Origin of the sequence: Mesorhizobium silamurunense (assembly GCF_014843825.1) — a bacterium.
GTDB lineage: Bacteria > Pseudomonadota > Alphaproteobacteria > Rhizobiales > Rhizobiaceae > Mesorhizobium > Mesorhizobium silamurunense.
Window position 1 is genome coordinate 1 of sequence record NZ_JHQR01000259.1, and the last position, 13,101, is coordinate 13,101.

Annotated in this window: 15 protein-coding genes and 1 pseudogene; 6 read left to right on the forward strand and 10 right to left on the reverse strand. The window is 64.1% G+C overall.

What is annotated here, in order from left to right; translation table 11 throughout:
* Positions 1 to 978: aminotransferase-like domain-containing protein (locus tag DH10_RS26990; protein ID WP_192385553.1), on the forward strand; the 978-nt coding region annotated here is incomplete at its 5' end.
* 18 nt (positions 979 to 996) lie between these two features.
* Here DH10_RS26990 and DH10_RS26995 read toward each other — a convergent pair.
* The 3 genes from DH10_RS26995 to DH10_RS27005 all read right to left on the reverse strand — a co-directional run bounded on the left by DH10_RS26995 (position 997) and on the right by DH10_RS27005 (position 3,422).
* A complete protein-coding gene (locus DH10_RS26995) occupies positions 997 to 1,494 on the reverse strand; it encodes a MaoC family dehydratase (RefSeq protein WP_192244808.1) in 498 nt (165 codons plus the stop codon).
* Positions 1,495 to 1,630: 136 nt separating this feature from the next.
* Complete coding sequence (locus DH10_RS27000; RefSeq protein WP_192244806.1) at positions 1,631 to 2,059, reverse strand: phasin family protein; 429 nt, start codon at positions 2,057 to 2,059, stop codon at positions 1,631 to 1,633.
* A gap of 67 nt (positions 2,060 to 2,126) precedes the next feature.
* Positions 2,127 to 3,422, reverse strand: a complete 1,296-nt coding sequence (locus DH10_RS27005) for a DUF445 domain-containing protein (protein WP_192244804.1) — start codon at positions 3,420 to 3,422, stop codon at positions 2,127 to 2,129.
* A gap of 211 nt (positions 3,423 to 3,633) precedes the next feature.
* Here DH10_RS27005 and rirA point away from each other — a divergent pair, with 211 nt between their 5' ends.
* Positions 3,634 to 4,095, forward strand: a complete 462-nt coding sequence (gene rirA / locus DH10_RS27010) for an iron-responsive transcriptional regulator RirA (RefSeq protein WP_192244802.1) — start codon at positions 3,634 to 3,636, stop codon at positions 4,093 to 4,095.
* Here the strand turns inward: rirA and DH10_RS27015 are convergent.
* Genes DH10_RS27015 through hemP form a run of 6 tightly spaced genes read right to left on the reverse strand, consistent with a single transcriptional unit; the run spans position 4,092 to position 8,321 of the window.
* The gene (locus tag DH10_RS27015) at positions 4,092 to 4,880 is read right to left on the reverse strand and encodes a heme ABC transporter ATP-binding protein (protein ID WP_192244799.1); all 789 of its coding nucleotides are present in this window, start codon (positions 4,878 to 4,880) and stop codon (positions 4,092 to 4,094) included. The genes rirA and DH10_RS27015 overlap by 4 nt on opposite strands.
* Before the next feature lie 7 nt (positions 4,881 to 4,887).
* Entirely contained in the window at positions 4,888 to 5,988 is a 1,101-nt protein-coding gene (locus DH10_RS27020) for a FecCD family ABC transporter permease (protein WP_192385554.1), read from the reverse strand.
* 6 nt (positions 5,989 to 5,994) lie between these two features.
* A complete protein-coding gene (locus DH10_RS27025; RefSeq protein ID WP_192244797.1) occupies positions 5,995 to 6,888 on the reverse strand; it encodes a heme/hemin ABC transporter substrate-binding protein in 894 nt (297 codons plus the stop codon).
* Positions 6,889 to 6,899: 11 nt separating this feature from the next.
* Positions 6,900 to 7,931 carry a hemin-degrading factor gene (locus DH10_RS27030; RefSeq protein ID WP_192385555.1) on the reverse strand — a complete coding sequence of 344 codons (1,032 nt, stop codon included), beginning with the start codon at positions 7,929 to 7,931 and terminating at the stop codon, positions 6,900 to 6,902.
* Positions 7,891 to 8,064, reverse strand: coding sequence for a hypothetical protein (locus tag DH10_RS27035; RefSeq protein WP_192385556.1), 174 nt, complete (start codon positions 8,062 to 8,064; stop codon positions 7,891 to 7,893). Before DH10_RS27035 ends, DH10_RS27030 begins: the two co-directional genes overlap by 41 nt.
* Positions 8,065 to 8,114: 50 nt before the next feature.
* Positions 8,115 to 8,321, reverse strand: coding sequence for a hemin uptake protein HemP (hemP, locus tag DH10_RS27040; protein WP_192244793.1), 207 nt, complete (start codon positions 8,319 to 8,321; stop codon positions 8,115 to 8,117).
* A gap of 180 nt (positions 8,322 to 8,501) precedes the next feature.
* Between hemP and DH10_RS27045 the strand changes: the two genes are divergently transcribed.
* The 4 genes and pseudogenes from DH10_RS27045 to hmuQ all read left to right on the forward strand — a co-directional run bounded on the left by DH10_RS27045 (position 8,502) and on the right by hmuQ (position 12,663).
* Complete coding sequence (locus DH10_RS27045) at positions 8,502 to 10,727, forward strand: TonB-dependent hemoglobin/transferrin/lactoferrin family receptor (protein WP_246811651.1); 2,226 nt, start codon at positions 8,502 to 8,504, stop codon at positions 10,725 to 10,727.
* Positions 10,728 to 10,733: 6 nt separating this feature from the next.
* Positions 10,734 to 11,173: pseudogene (locus tag DH10_RS27050) on the forward strand (hypothetical protein).
* Positions 11,174 to 11,179: 6 nt separating this feature from the next.
* Entirely contained in the window at positions 11,180 to 12,280 is a 1,101-nt protein-coding gene (locus tag DH10_RS27055; RefSeq protein ID WP_343221626.1) for an energy transducer TonB family protein, read from the forward strand.
* Positions 12,281 to 12,348: 68 nt separating this feature from the next.
* Entirely contained in the window at positions 12,349 to 12,663 is a 315-nt protein-coding gene (gene hmuQ, locus DH10_RS27060) for a heme-degrading protein HmuQ (protein ID WP_192244789.1), read from the forward strand.
* 240 nt (positions 12,664 to 12,903) lie between these two features.
* On the opposite strand, the gene DH10_RS27065 is transcribed toward hmuQ, so the two are convergent.
* Positions 12,904 to 13,101 (reverse strand): hypothetical protein (locus tag DH10_RS27065; RefSeq protein WP_192385557.1); only part of this gene is annotated, 198 nt, incomplete at its 5' end.

Below are 13,101 nucleotides of genomic sequence, written 5' to 3' on the forward strand. Positions count from 1 at the left end.
GACGCCACGCTTGCCGACTACGGCACGCCGCTCGGCCTGCCGGCGCTGCGGCAGCTCTTGGCCCGCCGCCTGTCGGCGCATGGCGTCGAGGCTTCGCCGGACCAGATCATGCTCACCGAATCCGGAACGCAGGCGATCGACCTGTTGTGCCGCTTCCTGCTCGAGCCTGGCGATACCGTGCTGGTCGACGATCCCTGCTACTTCAACTTCCATGCGCTTTTGCGCGCCCATCGCGCGAAGGTCGTCGGCGTCCCTATGACGCCAACCGGACCCGATATCGACCTGTTCGCGCAGGCGCTCGCCGAGCATCGGCCGCGCCTCTACATCACCAATTCGGCGCTCCACAACCCGACCGGCGCGGTGCTTTCGCCGGTCGTTGCCCACCGGTTGCTCAAGCTTGCCGACCAATCCGGCCTCGCCATCATCGAGGACGATATCTTCGCCGATTTCGAGCACTCGCCGGCGCCGCGGCTGGCGGCCTTCGACGGCCTCGGCCGCGTCGTCCAGATCGGCTCCTTCTCCAAGACGCTGTCGGCTTCGGTGCGCTGCGGCTTCATCGCCGCACCCCGCGACTGGATGGAGGGGCTGACCGACCTCAAGATCGCCACGAGTTTCGGCGGCGGGCGGCTCTCCTCCGAGCTGGTGCTGACCCTGCTGAAGGACGGCAGCTACCGCAAGCATGTCGAGCAGTTGCGTGCCCGCCTGGCGCGCGCCATGACTGAGACCGCCAGCAGGTTGAAAGCGATGGGCATCATGCCCTGGATCGACCAGCCGGCCGGCATGTTCCTGTGGTGCCGCCTGCCCGACAACGTCGACGCTGCCGATGTCGCTCGCCATGCGCTGGCGGAGAATGTCGTGCTGGCGCCGGGCAATGCCTTCAGCCTGTCGCATACCGCCGGCCGCTTCATGCGCTTCAATGCCGCCCAATGCGGGGATGAACGCATCTTCAGGGTGCTCGAGACGGCGATGGCAACGTGAGGGAATACGGTCTGCCGCTCAGGTCGCTGCCCGCTTGCGGCGCTCATACATCATCACCAGCGTCTCGGCGGTCAGCGCCGGCTTCTGCTCGCCTTCGATCTCGACGGTGTTGGCAGCCTTCATCAGGTACTGGCCCGGGCCGCGATCCTCCATGGAGAGCAGCGTTGTGCGCAGCCTGATGCGCGCGCCGGACTTCACCGGCGCCAGGAAACGCACCTTGTCGAAGCCGTAATTGAAGGCGGCCTGCGTGTTTTCCGGCACGATGCCCATCTCGAGCGCCAGCGCGCCGATGATCGACAGCGTCAGATAGCCATGCGCGATCGTGGTGCGGAACGGACTCTGACGCTTCGCGCGCTCCGGATCGACATGGATCCACTGATGATCGCCCGTGCACGCGGCGAACTGGTCGATGCGCTGCTGGTCGACCGTGGTCCAGTCCGACACGCCGATCTCCTGGCCGGCCATTGTCCGCAACTGTTCGAAGGTCGGCGGCGTTCTCGGCCGATTTTCCGTCATTCCTGCTTTCCCGGTGGCTTCTGCCAGTCTCCCGACCATGAACCGGCGGCTCCTGTCAATTCGCGGACGCGCGATTTTGCTCTTAGAGTTGACGGTTTCGCTGCGAGCTGGGAACGCGTGTTCACGCGCCGCTGGATCACTTCCCGTTGTAGCCGGCCCGGATTTCCGCCATCGCGTCCTTGATCCTGTCGCGCAGGATTTCGATCGATTCGGCGCCGGATTTCCGGACCAGGTCGGCGACCTCGCCGGCATTCTTCAGCGTCGTCTCGAAGGATTTCCTGGCGAAATCCACCTGCTTCGTGATCAACTCCTGCGGATTGCCCGGGGCCTGGTAGTTTTGCGCCATCCGGGTGATTTCGCCGAGCGCCTCCTGCACCATTTCGTGCTGCCGCGACAGAACGGACGACGCGCCCGCGGCACTTGCCCTGGCCGACTTGTCCAGAGCCTCGAGATTCTTGCGGTGATGATCGAGGATCGCCTGGACGTCGACCTTCGGCAGCTTCAGGTCGCGGCCGAACCTGCTGAACATGTCCAGGAAAGAATCGGATTCCGGTTGTCTTGCCATGTCGTCGCCTCCCGATCTGCCGCTTTTGCGGCACCCGCTAGGGAGAATAGTGCGCGCCCGGTCCGCGTCAATTGAGGAGAAACATCCGCTCGGCCGTATAGAGCACCAAACCGGCCAAGCCGCCGATCACCATGCCGTTGAACCGGATATATTGCAGGTCCTTGCCGATGTTCACCTCAATCAGCCGCGTCAGCTGGGCCAGGTCCCAGCGCTTGACCTGATCGGCGATGAATTTCGACACGCCAGTCTTCTGGTTCTCGACGAACGAAGCGAGCGCCACGACAAAACCCTGGTTCATGTCGGCTCTGATCTGGGCATCGTCGGCCAGATGCCGGCCGACCTCGACGAACATATTGGCGAGATGCTCGCGGATCATCGAATTGGGCGCGTTGGCGTCCTGCTCGATGAAGAGGCGCATGCTTGCCCATGTGTCGCCGGCCAGCGCCCTGACTTCCGGGCGGCCCAGGAAATCGCGCTTCAGCTTCTCGGCGCGTCTTGCATATTGCTTCGACGTCCGCAGACGCTCGATGAAGGCGAGCGCGAAATGGTCGAATTCGGCGCGCATCGGATGGTTGGGGTCGGCCCGCACCTCATCGAGCAGTGATCCGGCGGAGGCGACGATCTTCTTCAGGAGATAGGCATCGGCGCGAAACAGGTTGAAGAGCGACGGCAGCTCCTCGCGGATCTTCTCGCGCATCGTCGCCAGCGCCTTCTCGTCGTTCAGAAAACGCCCGACCACCCTGGTAAACTCGTCGAACAGCTTTTGATGGCGGCGATCGTCGGTGAGCGCCGACAACAACTCCGCGGCTAAAGGCGCCAGCGGCACCTTTTCGATCTGCTCCAGCATGCGGCTAGCGACGAAGTCGCGCAGCCCGGACTGCTCTACAGCCGTCAGTGTCTGCGGCACCAGCCGAGCGACGAATCGCGATAGCCCCGCCGCGCGTTCGCTGTCGGCCAGCCAGTCGGCGACCAGCGCCGCAAAGTCGACCTCGGCGAGCTTTTCCCGCACCGGCTCCGCCGCCAGAAAATTGGCTTCGATGAAGCGGCCGAGATTGTCCGCGATGCGGTGCTGGTTCTCCGGGATGATGGCGGTATGCGGAATCGGCAGCCCAAGCGGCCGCCTGAACAGCGCGACGACGGCATACCAGTCGGCGAGCCCGCCGATGGTCGCCGCCTCGGCGAAGGCGGCGACGAAGCCGAGCCACGGATGGCTGCCCTGGAAAGACTTGGTGAGCGCGAAGACAAGGATGCACAGGCCAAGCGCCGCGGCGGCAGTGAACTTGGTCCGCCGCAATGCCGAGAGCTTTGCCTGCGCATCGGCGTCGAATCGAACCGACGCGAGGGCCGGAGCTGATTGTGACATGGAAAGGCCGTTTCCTGTTTGCACCCGCACTTATCTAGGACCTTCGGCGGCGAAACGCTCGCCCAAAGCTTGTGGGACATATCGGGCCGCTCATACGCGTCGGCATGCACAAAAAGTTGACACGATTATTCAGCTATGTGGCGCTCCAGTCTGGAATTGTTCCAAACTATGGGCCATATTCGGCTCAAGCTAATGTTTTTGCGAGGATACCATGCGGCTCACGCGCCAGACCAACTATGCGATGCGCATACTGATGTATTGCGCCGCGAACACCGACAGGCTGAGCCGCATCCCCGAGATCGCCGCCGCCTATTCGGTTTCGGAGCTGTTCCTGTTCAAGATCCTGCAGCCGCTGGTCGAGGCCGGCCTAGTCGAGACCGTGCGCGGCAGGAACGGCGGCGTAAGACTCGGCCGCCCGGCCGAGCAGATCAGCCTGTTCGATGTCGTGCGCGTCACCGAAGAGAGCTTCGCCATGGCCGAATGCTTCGAGAACGACGCCGCCGAATGCCCGTTGGTCGACAGCTGCGCGTTGAATTCGGCGTTGCGCGAGGCGCTCAACGCCTTCTTTGCCGTGCTTTCCCGCTACACGATCGCCGACCTCGTCGCAGCGCGCCCGGACGTGCGTCACCTGCTCGGCATCGACCTCCTGGAGCAACGCGCTCCGGCCGCCTAAGCGGCTGATTGCGGCAGGACGAACGGCACACTAGCCGCCGGCAGCGCACCGACCTTGAGGCGGCAGTCGAATACCTTCTCGATCAATTCGTCGTTGAGCACATCCGTCGGCGAGCCGGCTGCAGCCAGCTGGCCGACGTGCAGCACGAAAATGCGGTCGGCATACATGGCTGTCAGGTTGAGGTCGTGCAGGATCGCCACCACGCCGCCGCCGCGCCGGGCGAAGTCGCGGGCGATGTTCATGATGATGAGCTGGTGCTTGACGTCCAGGCTTGAGACCGGCTCATCGAGGAACAGATAGCGCGGCCTGCCCTCCAGCACCGGCGCCCAGACCTGGCAGAGCACGCGCGCAAGCTGGACGCGCTGCTGCTCGCCCCCGGAAAGCTCCTGGTAGAAGCGGCCGGCAAAACCGTCGAGATCGACTCGCGCCAGCGCCCGCTCGGGCAAGCGCGCATCCTCGCCGGGCAGCACGCCGGAGCGACCGCCGATCAGGCCGAGGCGCACGATCTCGCGCACGGTGAAGGGGAAGGAGAGTGTCGTGGATTGCGGCAGCACCGCGCGCAGCGTCGCTGCCTCCACCGGCTTCATGGCGGACAGATCGCGGCCGTTGAGGGCGACCGTGCCGGAATAGGGAAGCTCGCCGGTTAGCGCCTTGAGCAGGGTCGTCTTGCCCGATCCGTTCGGTCCGACGATTGCCGTCACCTCACCCGGCCGCGCCGCGAAATCGACATGCGATACGATGCGCTTGCCGCCGATCGCCACGGAGATGCTGCGTGCTTCGATCATCGGCAGTTCACAAATCGACGACGCCGCGCTTGCGCAACAGGATCCACAGGAAGAACGGCGCGCCGGCAACCGCGGTGACGATGCCGATCGGCAGCTCGGCCGGAGCGACGATAGTGCGGGCGACCGCATCGGCGAGCAGAAGCAGCGAGGCGCCGAGCAAGGCCGAGGCCGGCAAAAGGTAACGGTTGTCCGGGCCGATCGCGATGCGCAAGAGATGCGGCACGACGATGCCGATGAAGCCGATGCCGCCGCTGACGGCGACGGACGCGCCGACCGCAGCCGACACCCCAACGATGGCGGTGTATTTCAGCTGCTGCACCGGAATACCGAGATGGCCGGCAGTCGCCTCGCCAAGCGCCAGTGCATTGAGGCCGCGCGACAGGAAGGGCATTGCGGCCAGCGCCAGCACGATCACCGGCCCGACGGTGCCGATCTTCGGCCATGTCGCGCCGGCGAGCGAGCCGAGTTGCCAGAAGGTCAGGTCGCGCAACTGCCTGTCGTCGGCCATGAAAATCAGGATGCCGGTGAGCGCCATGGCGAGGGCGGCGATCGCCAGACCGGCGAGCAGCATCGTGGCGACCGAGGTCCGGCCCTGGCGCGTCGCGATGGCGTAAAGCAGCAATGTCACCGAAAGACCGCCGAAGAAGGCCGCCAGCGGCAGGGCAAACGTGCCGAGGGCCAGCGTCACAGGCGCGAGCCAGGTCGTGCCGAGCACGATGATGGCCACCGCGCCGAGGCTCGAACCGGCGGAGACGCCGATCAGGCCGGGGTCCGCAAGCGGATTGCGGAACAGACCCTGCATCACCGCGCCGGAAACTGCGAGTGCCGCGCCGATCAGCACGCCGAGCAGGACGCGCGGCATGCGAATGTCATAGACGATCAGCTGGTCGCGCGCGGCAAGCGCCGCATCGGCCGGCACGGCTCCGGTGAGCCAGTCGCGGATGACGCGGACAGCGGACGCGTCCGAAGCGCCCGAGGTCAGCGATAGGAATATTGACAGCGCAAGCGCAACAGACAAAAGCAGGATCACGATCCTTGCTCGTGCCGAGCGGTCGCCATCGGCTGCCATCGTCATGCCCGCCGCACCGGCAATCGACTGTTCGGCCATCGCCGTTCAGTCCGTAACCTGGCTGCCGTAGAGCGAAACGGCGAGATCGTGGATGGCTTCGGCCGTGCGCGGCCCGAAGCCCAGCAGATAGCCGCCATCCATGCTGATCACCTTGCGGGCGGCACCCGCCGGCGTCGTGGCGATCGACGGATTGGCGAACAGCTCATCTTCGGAGACCGGCGGTCCGGCGTTCTTCATCGTCAGGATCACGTCCGGCCTGGCGGTGACGATCGCCTCGTCGGACATCGCCTTGTAGCCGGAAAAACCCTCGACCGCGTTGATCGCGCCGGCGAGCTTGATGATGGCGTCGGCGGCGGTGTCGCTGCCCGCGGCAAGGATCTTGCCGCCCTGCGTCGACAGCACGAACAGCACGCGCTTGCGATCCTTGATCGACGCCGTCTGCTTTTCGGCCGCCGTCAGCTTCGCGTCCGTCTCCGCTGCAAGCTTTTCGGTCTTGGCGTCGACCCCCAGCGCCTTGCCGACGACCCGGATCTTTTCGAGGATGCCTTCATGGCTGTAGTGCTCGGGCACTTCGACGAAGGGCACGCTCGATTTCTTCAGCACGTCGACCGCTTCCTTCGGGCCACTGCCATGCAAAGCGAGGATCCCCGACGGGTTGACCGAGAGCACACCCTCCGGCGACAGCGCACGCATATAGCCGACATCGGGCAGCTTGAGCGCGGCTTGCGGGAAATAGCTCGTCGAATCGCGGGCGACGAGATGGCCTTCCTCGCCGAGCGTATAGACGATCTCTGTGATCGAGCCGCCGATGGCGACGAGCCGCGACGTATCGGAGAAGGTTGCCGCTCCTTCCTCGGCGCCGGCGGGCAGCGTCGTGAAAGCCAGCAGAGCGCCGAGCAGCGGCGCGAGCGCCGGGCGAAAATCGAATGGAGCACGCATTGGGTCTTGCCTCATGCAGCGGTCGGACTGGGGATCCGGGGCAGGTTCTCGGCGAGAAAACGCCAGTCCTCGCGCTCGCCCTCGCCTTCATGGCGCTTGCCGAAGAACTGGATGATCATGCCGCCCTGGGCGTCATAGACTTCGAGCGATGTGACATGGCCGTCCTTGGTCGGCTTGCGCACCGCCCAGACCTCGCGGATGTGGTCGGTCCTCAGATGCAGGTGGAAGGTCTCGTCAAGCACGTTGATCCACGGCCCCATCGGCTTGACCGACTTGATCGGACCGGAATGGATCTGGATGCAGCCGCGGTTTCCGACGAAGCACATGATCGGCATTTTGCCTTCCGCCGCGTGGTGAAACATGGCGCCGACGGCATCGTTGTTGAGCAGCCAGGCATAGTCCTGGCCGACCATGCGCACCGCCTCGCGGCGGCTGAGCTTCAGCGTCTTCAGCATGCCGAAGAACTGATGCACGTCGGTCAGCCGGCTCCAGCGGTCGCGCAGGTCGTCGATGCTGGCGACCGAGCCTTGAGCCTCCCCTTCGCCTCCCGGCGCGCTTGAGGCGATCGTGACCGTCGGTTCCTGGGTCGACGATTCGAGGCTCGCCACCAGCTTCTGGTAGGCATAGAGGTTCGAGGCCGGCCGCAGATGCACTTTGTGAACCGCCTCGCCAGCCGCGTCGAAGAACTGCAGGCTGCGGCGGATCTCACCGCCGTCCCGCTTCTCGACGGCGAAACCATGCGCCCACACTTTCGGGAAAATGCGCAGGTCGATGTTCTCGCCGAGCACCATGGCATTGTGGTTGCCGGTGACGACCTTGTCGTAGACGCCGATCTTCTCGTGCACGGCGCTTTCGTTGCGGGTCAGCGCCATCACCTCGCCGACCGCTTCGAGGCCGGTCAACAGGTCGTTGGCACGCGGCTCGACGCGCACGACGCCATAGTCGCAATGCGCCGCGACCAGCTCCGCTTCCGAAATGCCGAGTTGGGCTGCGAGATCGCGCTCACAGGTCGTTGGCACGCGGCTCGACGCGCACGACGCCATAGTCGCAATGCGCCGCGACCAGCTCCGCTTCCGAAATGCCGAGTTGGGCTGCGAGATCGCGCTCGCGCATCTTCGGATTGCCTTCCCGTGCCCGCCGGATCTCTTCCGGCGACGGCTTCACGCGCTGGTCCATGTCGTCCACCTGCCCACCTTTGTCTGCACTGTTCCGCCTGCCGATTGTGCTTACTTGTTGAGGATCAGCTTGCCCTGGCGGGTGATTTTCAGGCGGTAGAGCGCGCCATGATGCTCGATGCCAATCTCATGCTCGCCCTGGAACAGTGTGTTGCTGGAGAGCGTGCGCACCGCCATCGGCACCCGGTCGTAGCGGGGCTGCGTGTCGTCCGAACGGCGGACGCGATAGCGGAAGTCGTTGGGATTATGCGTGTTCATCGGGTCGGTCCTTCTGCTGTGCCGGCCGTCTGGCCAGGCGCTCGTAAATTGCCGATTCAATTCTTGACTTGAATAGTCATGTTTACTAGTCAGTGCATTACCGGACTAAATGAGTCAACATTTAAGACGCCGGACGTGATCAAAAATGCAAGCGAGCCCCGCGCCAGCCAGCATCGAGCCTTGAATCTGGAGTTGGGGCATGGGGTTGGTGAATTGGGGACGGACGGGCCAGGCGGATGCCGGCCCGGGCTTCCGATCGATGGCGAAGGCAATCGCCCTACTAATGACTGGAGCAGCGGCAATTGCGCTCGGCGTGCCGGCCGCGAAAGCGCAACAGGCCCGACGGCCGACCAGCAGGCCGATCAAAAAAAGAAGGCCGATGAGAAACCCGCTGCCGAGGGAACTCTGCTCGACAAGATCCTGGTCATCAGCCGCACCGGCGAGACGGCGATCCAGTCGTTGGCCTCGGCCAGCCATGTCGACCAGGAGGAGCAGCTTGAACGGCGCATGGCGACGACGCCGAACGAGATGCTGCTCGGCGTTCCCGGCGTCACCGTGCAGGCCGACGCGCGGCGGGTCAGCTCCAGCATCAACATCCGCGGCCTGCAGGATTTCGGCCGCGTCGCGGTGATCGTCGACGGCGCCAGGCAGGATTTCCAGCGCTCGGACCATGGCACGCAGTCGACCTTCTATGTCGATCCCGAGCTCATCAAATCCGTCGACGTGATCCGTGGCCCGGTCGCCAACACCTACGGCTCTGGCGCCATCGGCGGCGTCGTCTTCTTCGACACCAAGGACGCCGAAGATTTCCTCAAGCCGAAGGAAAGCTGGGCCGCCTCCGTCACCGGGCGCTATGAAAGCAACGGCAAGGGCTGGACCACCAGTGCCAGCGGCGCCTACCGCTTCAACGAAAACTGGGATGTTCTGGGCAACATCGTCTATCGGGACTACGGTGACTACAAGAATGGCGGCGGCGACACCGTGGCCGGCACCGGCTTCGACGTGCTGAGCGGCCTGCTCAAGACCACCATCCACCCGACCGAAAACAGCGAGCTGAAGCTCGGCTGGGTCGGCTCCAGCGACGGATGGACGGAGACAAGCAGCGGCGTTCCCGCCAACGATGTCGATCTCAAGTCGAACACCTTCACTGCCCGCTACAACATCACCGACGACGCCAAAAGCTGGCTCGACCTCCACATCAACACCTCCTACAACAAGACCGTTCTCGATCTGACGACGCTTGTCCCGCAAAATCGGTTCGATCCGAGCACAGGCCTGCCCGTCGTACTGCCGGCCGGCTCGCTGTCGACCTTCGATGTCGGCACCACCGGCATCGACATCTGGAACACCTCGCGCTTCGAGACCGCAGGCATTGCGCACGAACTGACCTATGGCGGCGACTGGGTCGGCGACGACGTCGAGACGGGCGGCACGGCCGGTGGCGACAGCTTCTATACGCCGTCCGGCAAGCGCAACGTGTCGGGCGCCTACATTCAGGACAAGCTGACCTGGGAATGGCTCGAGGTCATCACAGGCCTACGCTATGACAGCTATAGCCTGAAAGACTCCGCGCATGAGACATCGGGCGACCGTCTGTCGCCGCGCATCACCGTCGGGGTCTCACCCTTTGAAAGCGCCAGCCTCGCGGGCCTGCAGTTCTACGGCACCTACGCGGAAGGTTACCGCTCGCCCTCGCTGACGGAGACGCTCATCAGCGGCAACCATCCGGCGGGCGTCACCTTCCCGTTCCTGCCGAATCCCAATCTCAGGCCCGAAACCGGCAAGACCGTCGAATTCGGCGTCAACTACAAGCAGAACGACATTGTCGAGGCCGGCGACGCGCTGCGGCTCAAGGCTGCCTATTTCAACAACAATGTCGAGGACTACATCGACGGCGTCACGCTCTCGGCCTTCGACCCGACCAGCGGCTGCCCATTCGGCCCAGGCATCCCGATCTGCTTCCAGTACCAGAACTTCGCCAAGGCCAAGATCAACGGCTTCGAGCTGGAAAGCGTCTACGACGCCGGCTGGGGCTATGCCGGGCTCTCGGCCTCCATCATCAATGGCCACACCATCTCGTATGAAGGCGAGCGGGCCGATCTTGCCAGCATCCCCTCCTCGCAGCTGACCGCGCAGCTCGGCCTCCGCTTCCTCGAAGACAAGCTGACGGTCGGCGGCGAGGTGCAATACAACGGCAAGCCCAAGGGCAATCCGGTGGCCAAGGACCACACGCTGGTCAATGCCTTTGCCAGCTACCAGGCGACGGACAATCTCAAGGTCGACTTCCGCGCCGACAATCTGTTCGACGTCAAATACACCAACCCGCTCAACGGAAGCACGACCGCCGTTCTCTACGAACCCGGCATCACGCTGAAGCTGGCAGCAACCATGCGTTTCGGAGGCTAATTGGAAATGCTACGTTCAACGACATCGCTTCGTCTCTTGACCTCGGCGCTGGCGATGTCGCTTGCAACGGCGCCGGCGTGGGCCCAGTCCGCGCCGGCCCCGGCCCTAAACCTCGAGCTCAACGCCGCGCAACCCTCCGACAAGGGCTGCCGCTTGACCTTCATCGTCAACACGCGCTCGGCGCCGACCTGTCGAAGGCGGCTTTCGAGATCGCGCTGTTCAACGAGGCCGGCGTCGTCGACCGCCTCACCGTGCTCGATTTCAAGGACCTGCCTGCCGGCAAGACGAAAGTCACGCGCTTCGATCTTGCCGGGGCCGACTGCGGCAAGATCAGCCGCGTGCTGATCAACAGCGCGACGGAATGCGCCGGAACCGGCGTCGAGCCGGCGGCGTGCATGCGCGGCCTGAAGACTTCGACCAAGACCGGCATCGCTTTCGGGGTCTGACAAGCCGTGGCGCTGACGCTCACCCGAAATGCCGTTGCCTGGCCCTTGGCTAGCTTCGGCTTCGGGCGACTTTCGGCAACCGATCTTGATTTGACAATTCCACGTCGCTCGCGGCAGGTCTCGTCGCGAGACATGCATGAAATCAGCCCCCTCCCCGACGCTGGCAACGAACTGGCGATCGTGCCGGCCGAACCGCTTGCGCAAGCGCAGCAGTCGGCCGGGGAGCGCAAATGGACGGTGGCGATTGCGGTCTCCTGTCTGCTCCATGCCGCTGCCGCGGCGGCATTTCTGATCGCATCTGCCGGTACAATCGATTCCATCGATGCAATCCAGTCCGAAGGCTCTGATCAATCAGGCGCTGATGTGGTCGGCAGCGCTTTGGATGGCCGCGACCCTGGCGTGATGGATGTGACCTTGGTGCCTGATCCGCGGCCGGCCAAGCCTGAGGCAGTTCGATCCGTGCCTCCAACCGACACGCCTCAAGCAGTAGAGGAGCCGGCGGCACCTGAGCCTCCGCCGGAAGCCGTCAAACGGGCGACCGCCACTCCGGACGCGCTGACGGCTGCCATCCCGCGCCAGGATGATCAGAATATCGCTCCAAGGGCTGAGCCGCAGGAAACATCGTCTGCGGTTCAGATGCAAAGCGCCGGGACGCCTCCTGCCGATACCGGGACGCCACCGGTCCCAACTGCAAGGCCAAGCGGACCAGCCGGACTTGAAGGAACGAGCAAAACCAATGATTCTCGCGGCGCGGCGGATGGCGAGAAACGCGACCAGCCGGTGATTTCCAGCAAGGGCAAAAAAGAGGCCGCGGCCGGCAATGCGATGGAATCCCGCTACAGCGGTGAAATCCAGAAGAAGCTTGCCCGCGCCAACCGTCGCGTTTCGAAAGCGATTCAGGAAAAGGCCCGCAACAATGCCAGGGTGGTTTTCGTTGTCATGGCCGATGGCAGCATCAGCTACTTGCAGCTTGCAGAAAGTTCAGGGTCTGCCGAGCTGGACCAATTCGCCCTGAAACTGGTGCGCCAGCAAGCCCCGTTCCCGCCCATTCCACCGGAGACCGGCAGGTCGAGTTGGGTGTTCAAAGCCCGCATCGGTCCGTTTTAAGAACCGCCGCCTCGCCGTTTCATACCCTCAACCAATCGCCACAGGGCACTCATTCTGGAAGGAAACCAATGTACATCGCCATGAACCGCTTCAAGGTCCAGAACGGCTCGGAAGAAGCCTTCGAGGACGTCTGGAAAAACCGCGATTCCAGCCTCTCCGAGATGAAGGGTTTTAAGGAATTCCATTTGCTGCGCGGCCCGGTCAACGAGACCGAGGGCTATACGTTGTTTGCCTCGCACACGGTCTGGGCGAGCCACGACGATTTTGTCGCCTGGACGAAGTCGGAGAATTTCCGCGACGCCCACCGCAACGCCGGCAGCTCGCAGGTGCACTATCTCGGCCATCCGCAATTCGAAGGGTTTTCAGTCGTCGAAGGCGCCTGACCGCTGACGAGCAATGGCCAACTTCCTTCGACGGATAGGGTGTGTTGAGATTCAGGTCAGGCCGAGTCGAGAATGGTGGCTTCGGAGAACCGGAGCGGAGCGTACTTAAGTACGTGAGCCCCGGCCTACGCCGGCCGTAGCCTTAGCTGCCACGCCACTCATAAATGCTTCGGCCGGCGAAGGCCGGAAGCGCAGGAAGCCGCCATTCGCAGGCCGGCATCACCTGAATGTCAATACGCCCTAAGCAGCGGCGAGCAGGCTGGCATTACCGCCCGCCGCGGTCGTGTCGACGCAGACCGCGCGCTCATGCGCATAGGCCGCCGGGTTGAGCACTTCGCTGACCAGCGGCACGATCGGCCCGGCGCGCTCGGCGATCACCTTGCGCACGACGCGCGCGGCTTCCGGCTTGCCGGAGAAGGCGACGACATCGACGCGCAG

Coding starts and splice junctions, on each gene's coding strand:
- DH10_RS27000 (WP_192244806.1), bottom strand. CDS start 2,059: ATGGCAAGACAACCGGAATCCGATTCTTTCCTGGACATGTTCAGCAGG.
- DH10_RS27030 (WP_192385555.1), bottom strand. CDS start 7,931: ATGGCGTCGTGCGCGTCGAGCCGCGTGCCAACGACCTGTGAGCGCGAT.
- hemP (WP_192244793.1), bottom strand. CDS start 8,321: ATGAACACGCATAATCCCAACGACTTCCGCTATCGCGTCCGCCGTTCG.
- DH10_RS26995 (WP_192244808.1), bottom strand. CDS start 1,494: ATGACGGAAAATCGGCCGAGAACGCCGCCGACCTTCGAACAGTTGCGG.
- rirA (WP_192244802.1), top strand. CDS start 3,634: ATGCGGCTCACGCGCCAGACCAACTATGCGATGCGCATACTGATGTAT.
- DH10_RS27020 (WP_192385554.1), bottom strand. CDS start 5,988: ATGGCCGAACAGTCGATTGCCGGTGCGGCGGGCATGACGATGGCAGCC.
- DH10_RS27035 (WP_192385556.1), bottom strand. CDS start 8,064: ATGGACCAGCGCGTGAAGCCGTCGCCGGAAGAGATCCGGCGGGCACGG.
- hmuQ (WP_192244789.1), top strand. CDS start 12,349: ATGTACATCGCCATGAACCGCTTCAAGGTCCAGAACGGCTCGGAAGAA.
- DH10_RS27015 (WP_192244799.1), bottom strand. CDS start 4,880: ATGATCGAAGCACGCAGCATCTCCGTGGCGATCGGCGGCAAGCGCATC.
- DH10_RS27025 (WP_192244797.1), bottom strand. CDS start 6,888: ATGCGTGCTCCATTCGATTTTCGCCCGGCGCTCGCGCCGCTGCTCGGC.
- DH10_RS27005 (WP_192244804.1), bottom strand. CDS start 3,422: ATGTCACAATCAGCTCCGGCCCTCGCGTCGGTTCGATTCGACGCCGAT.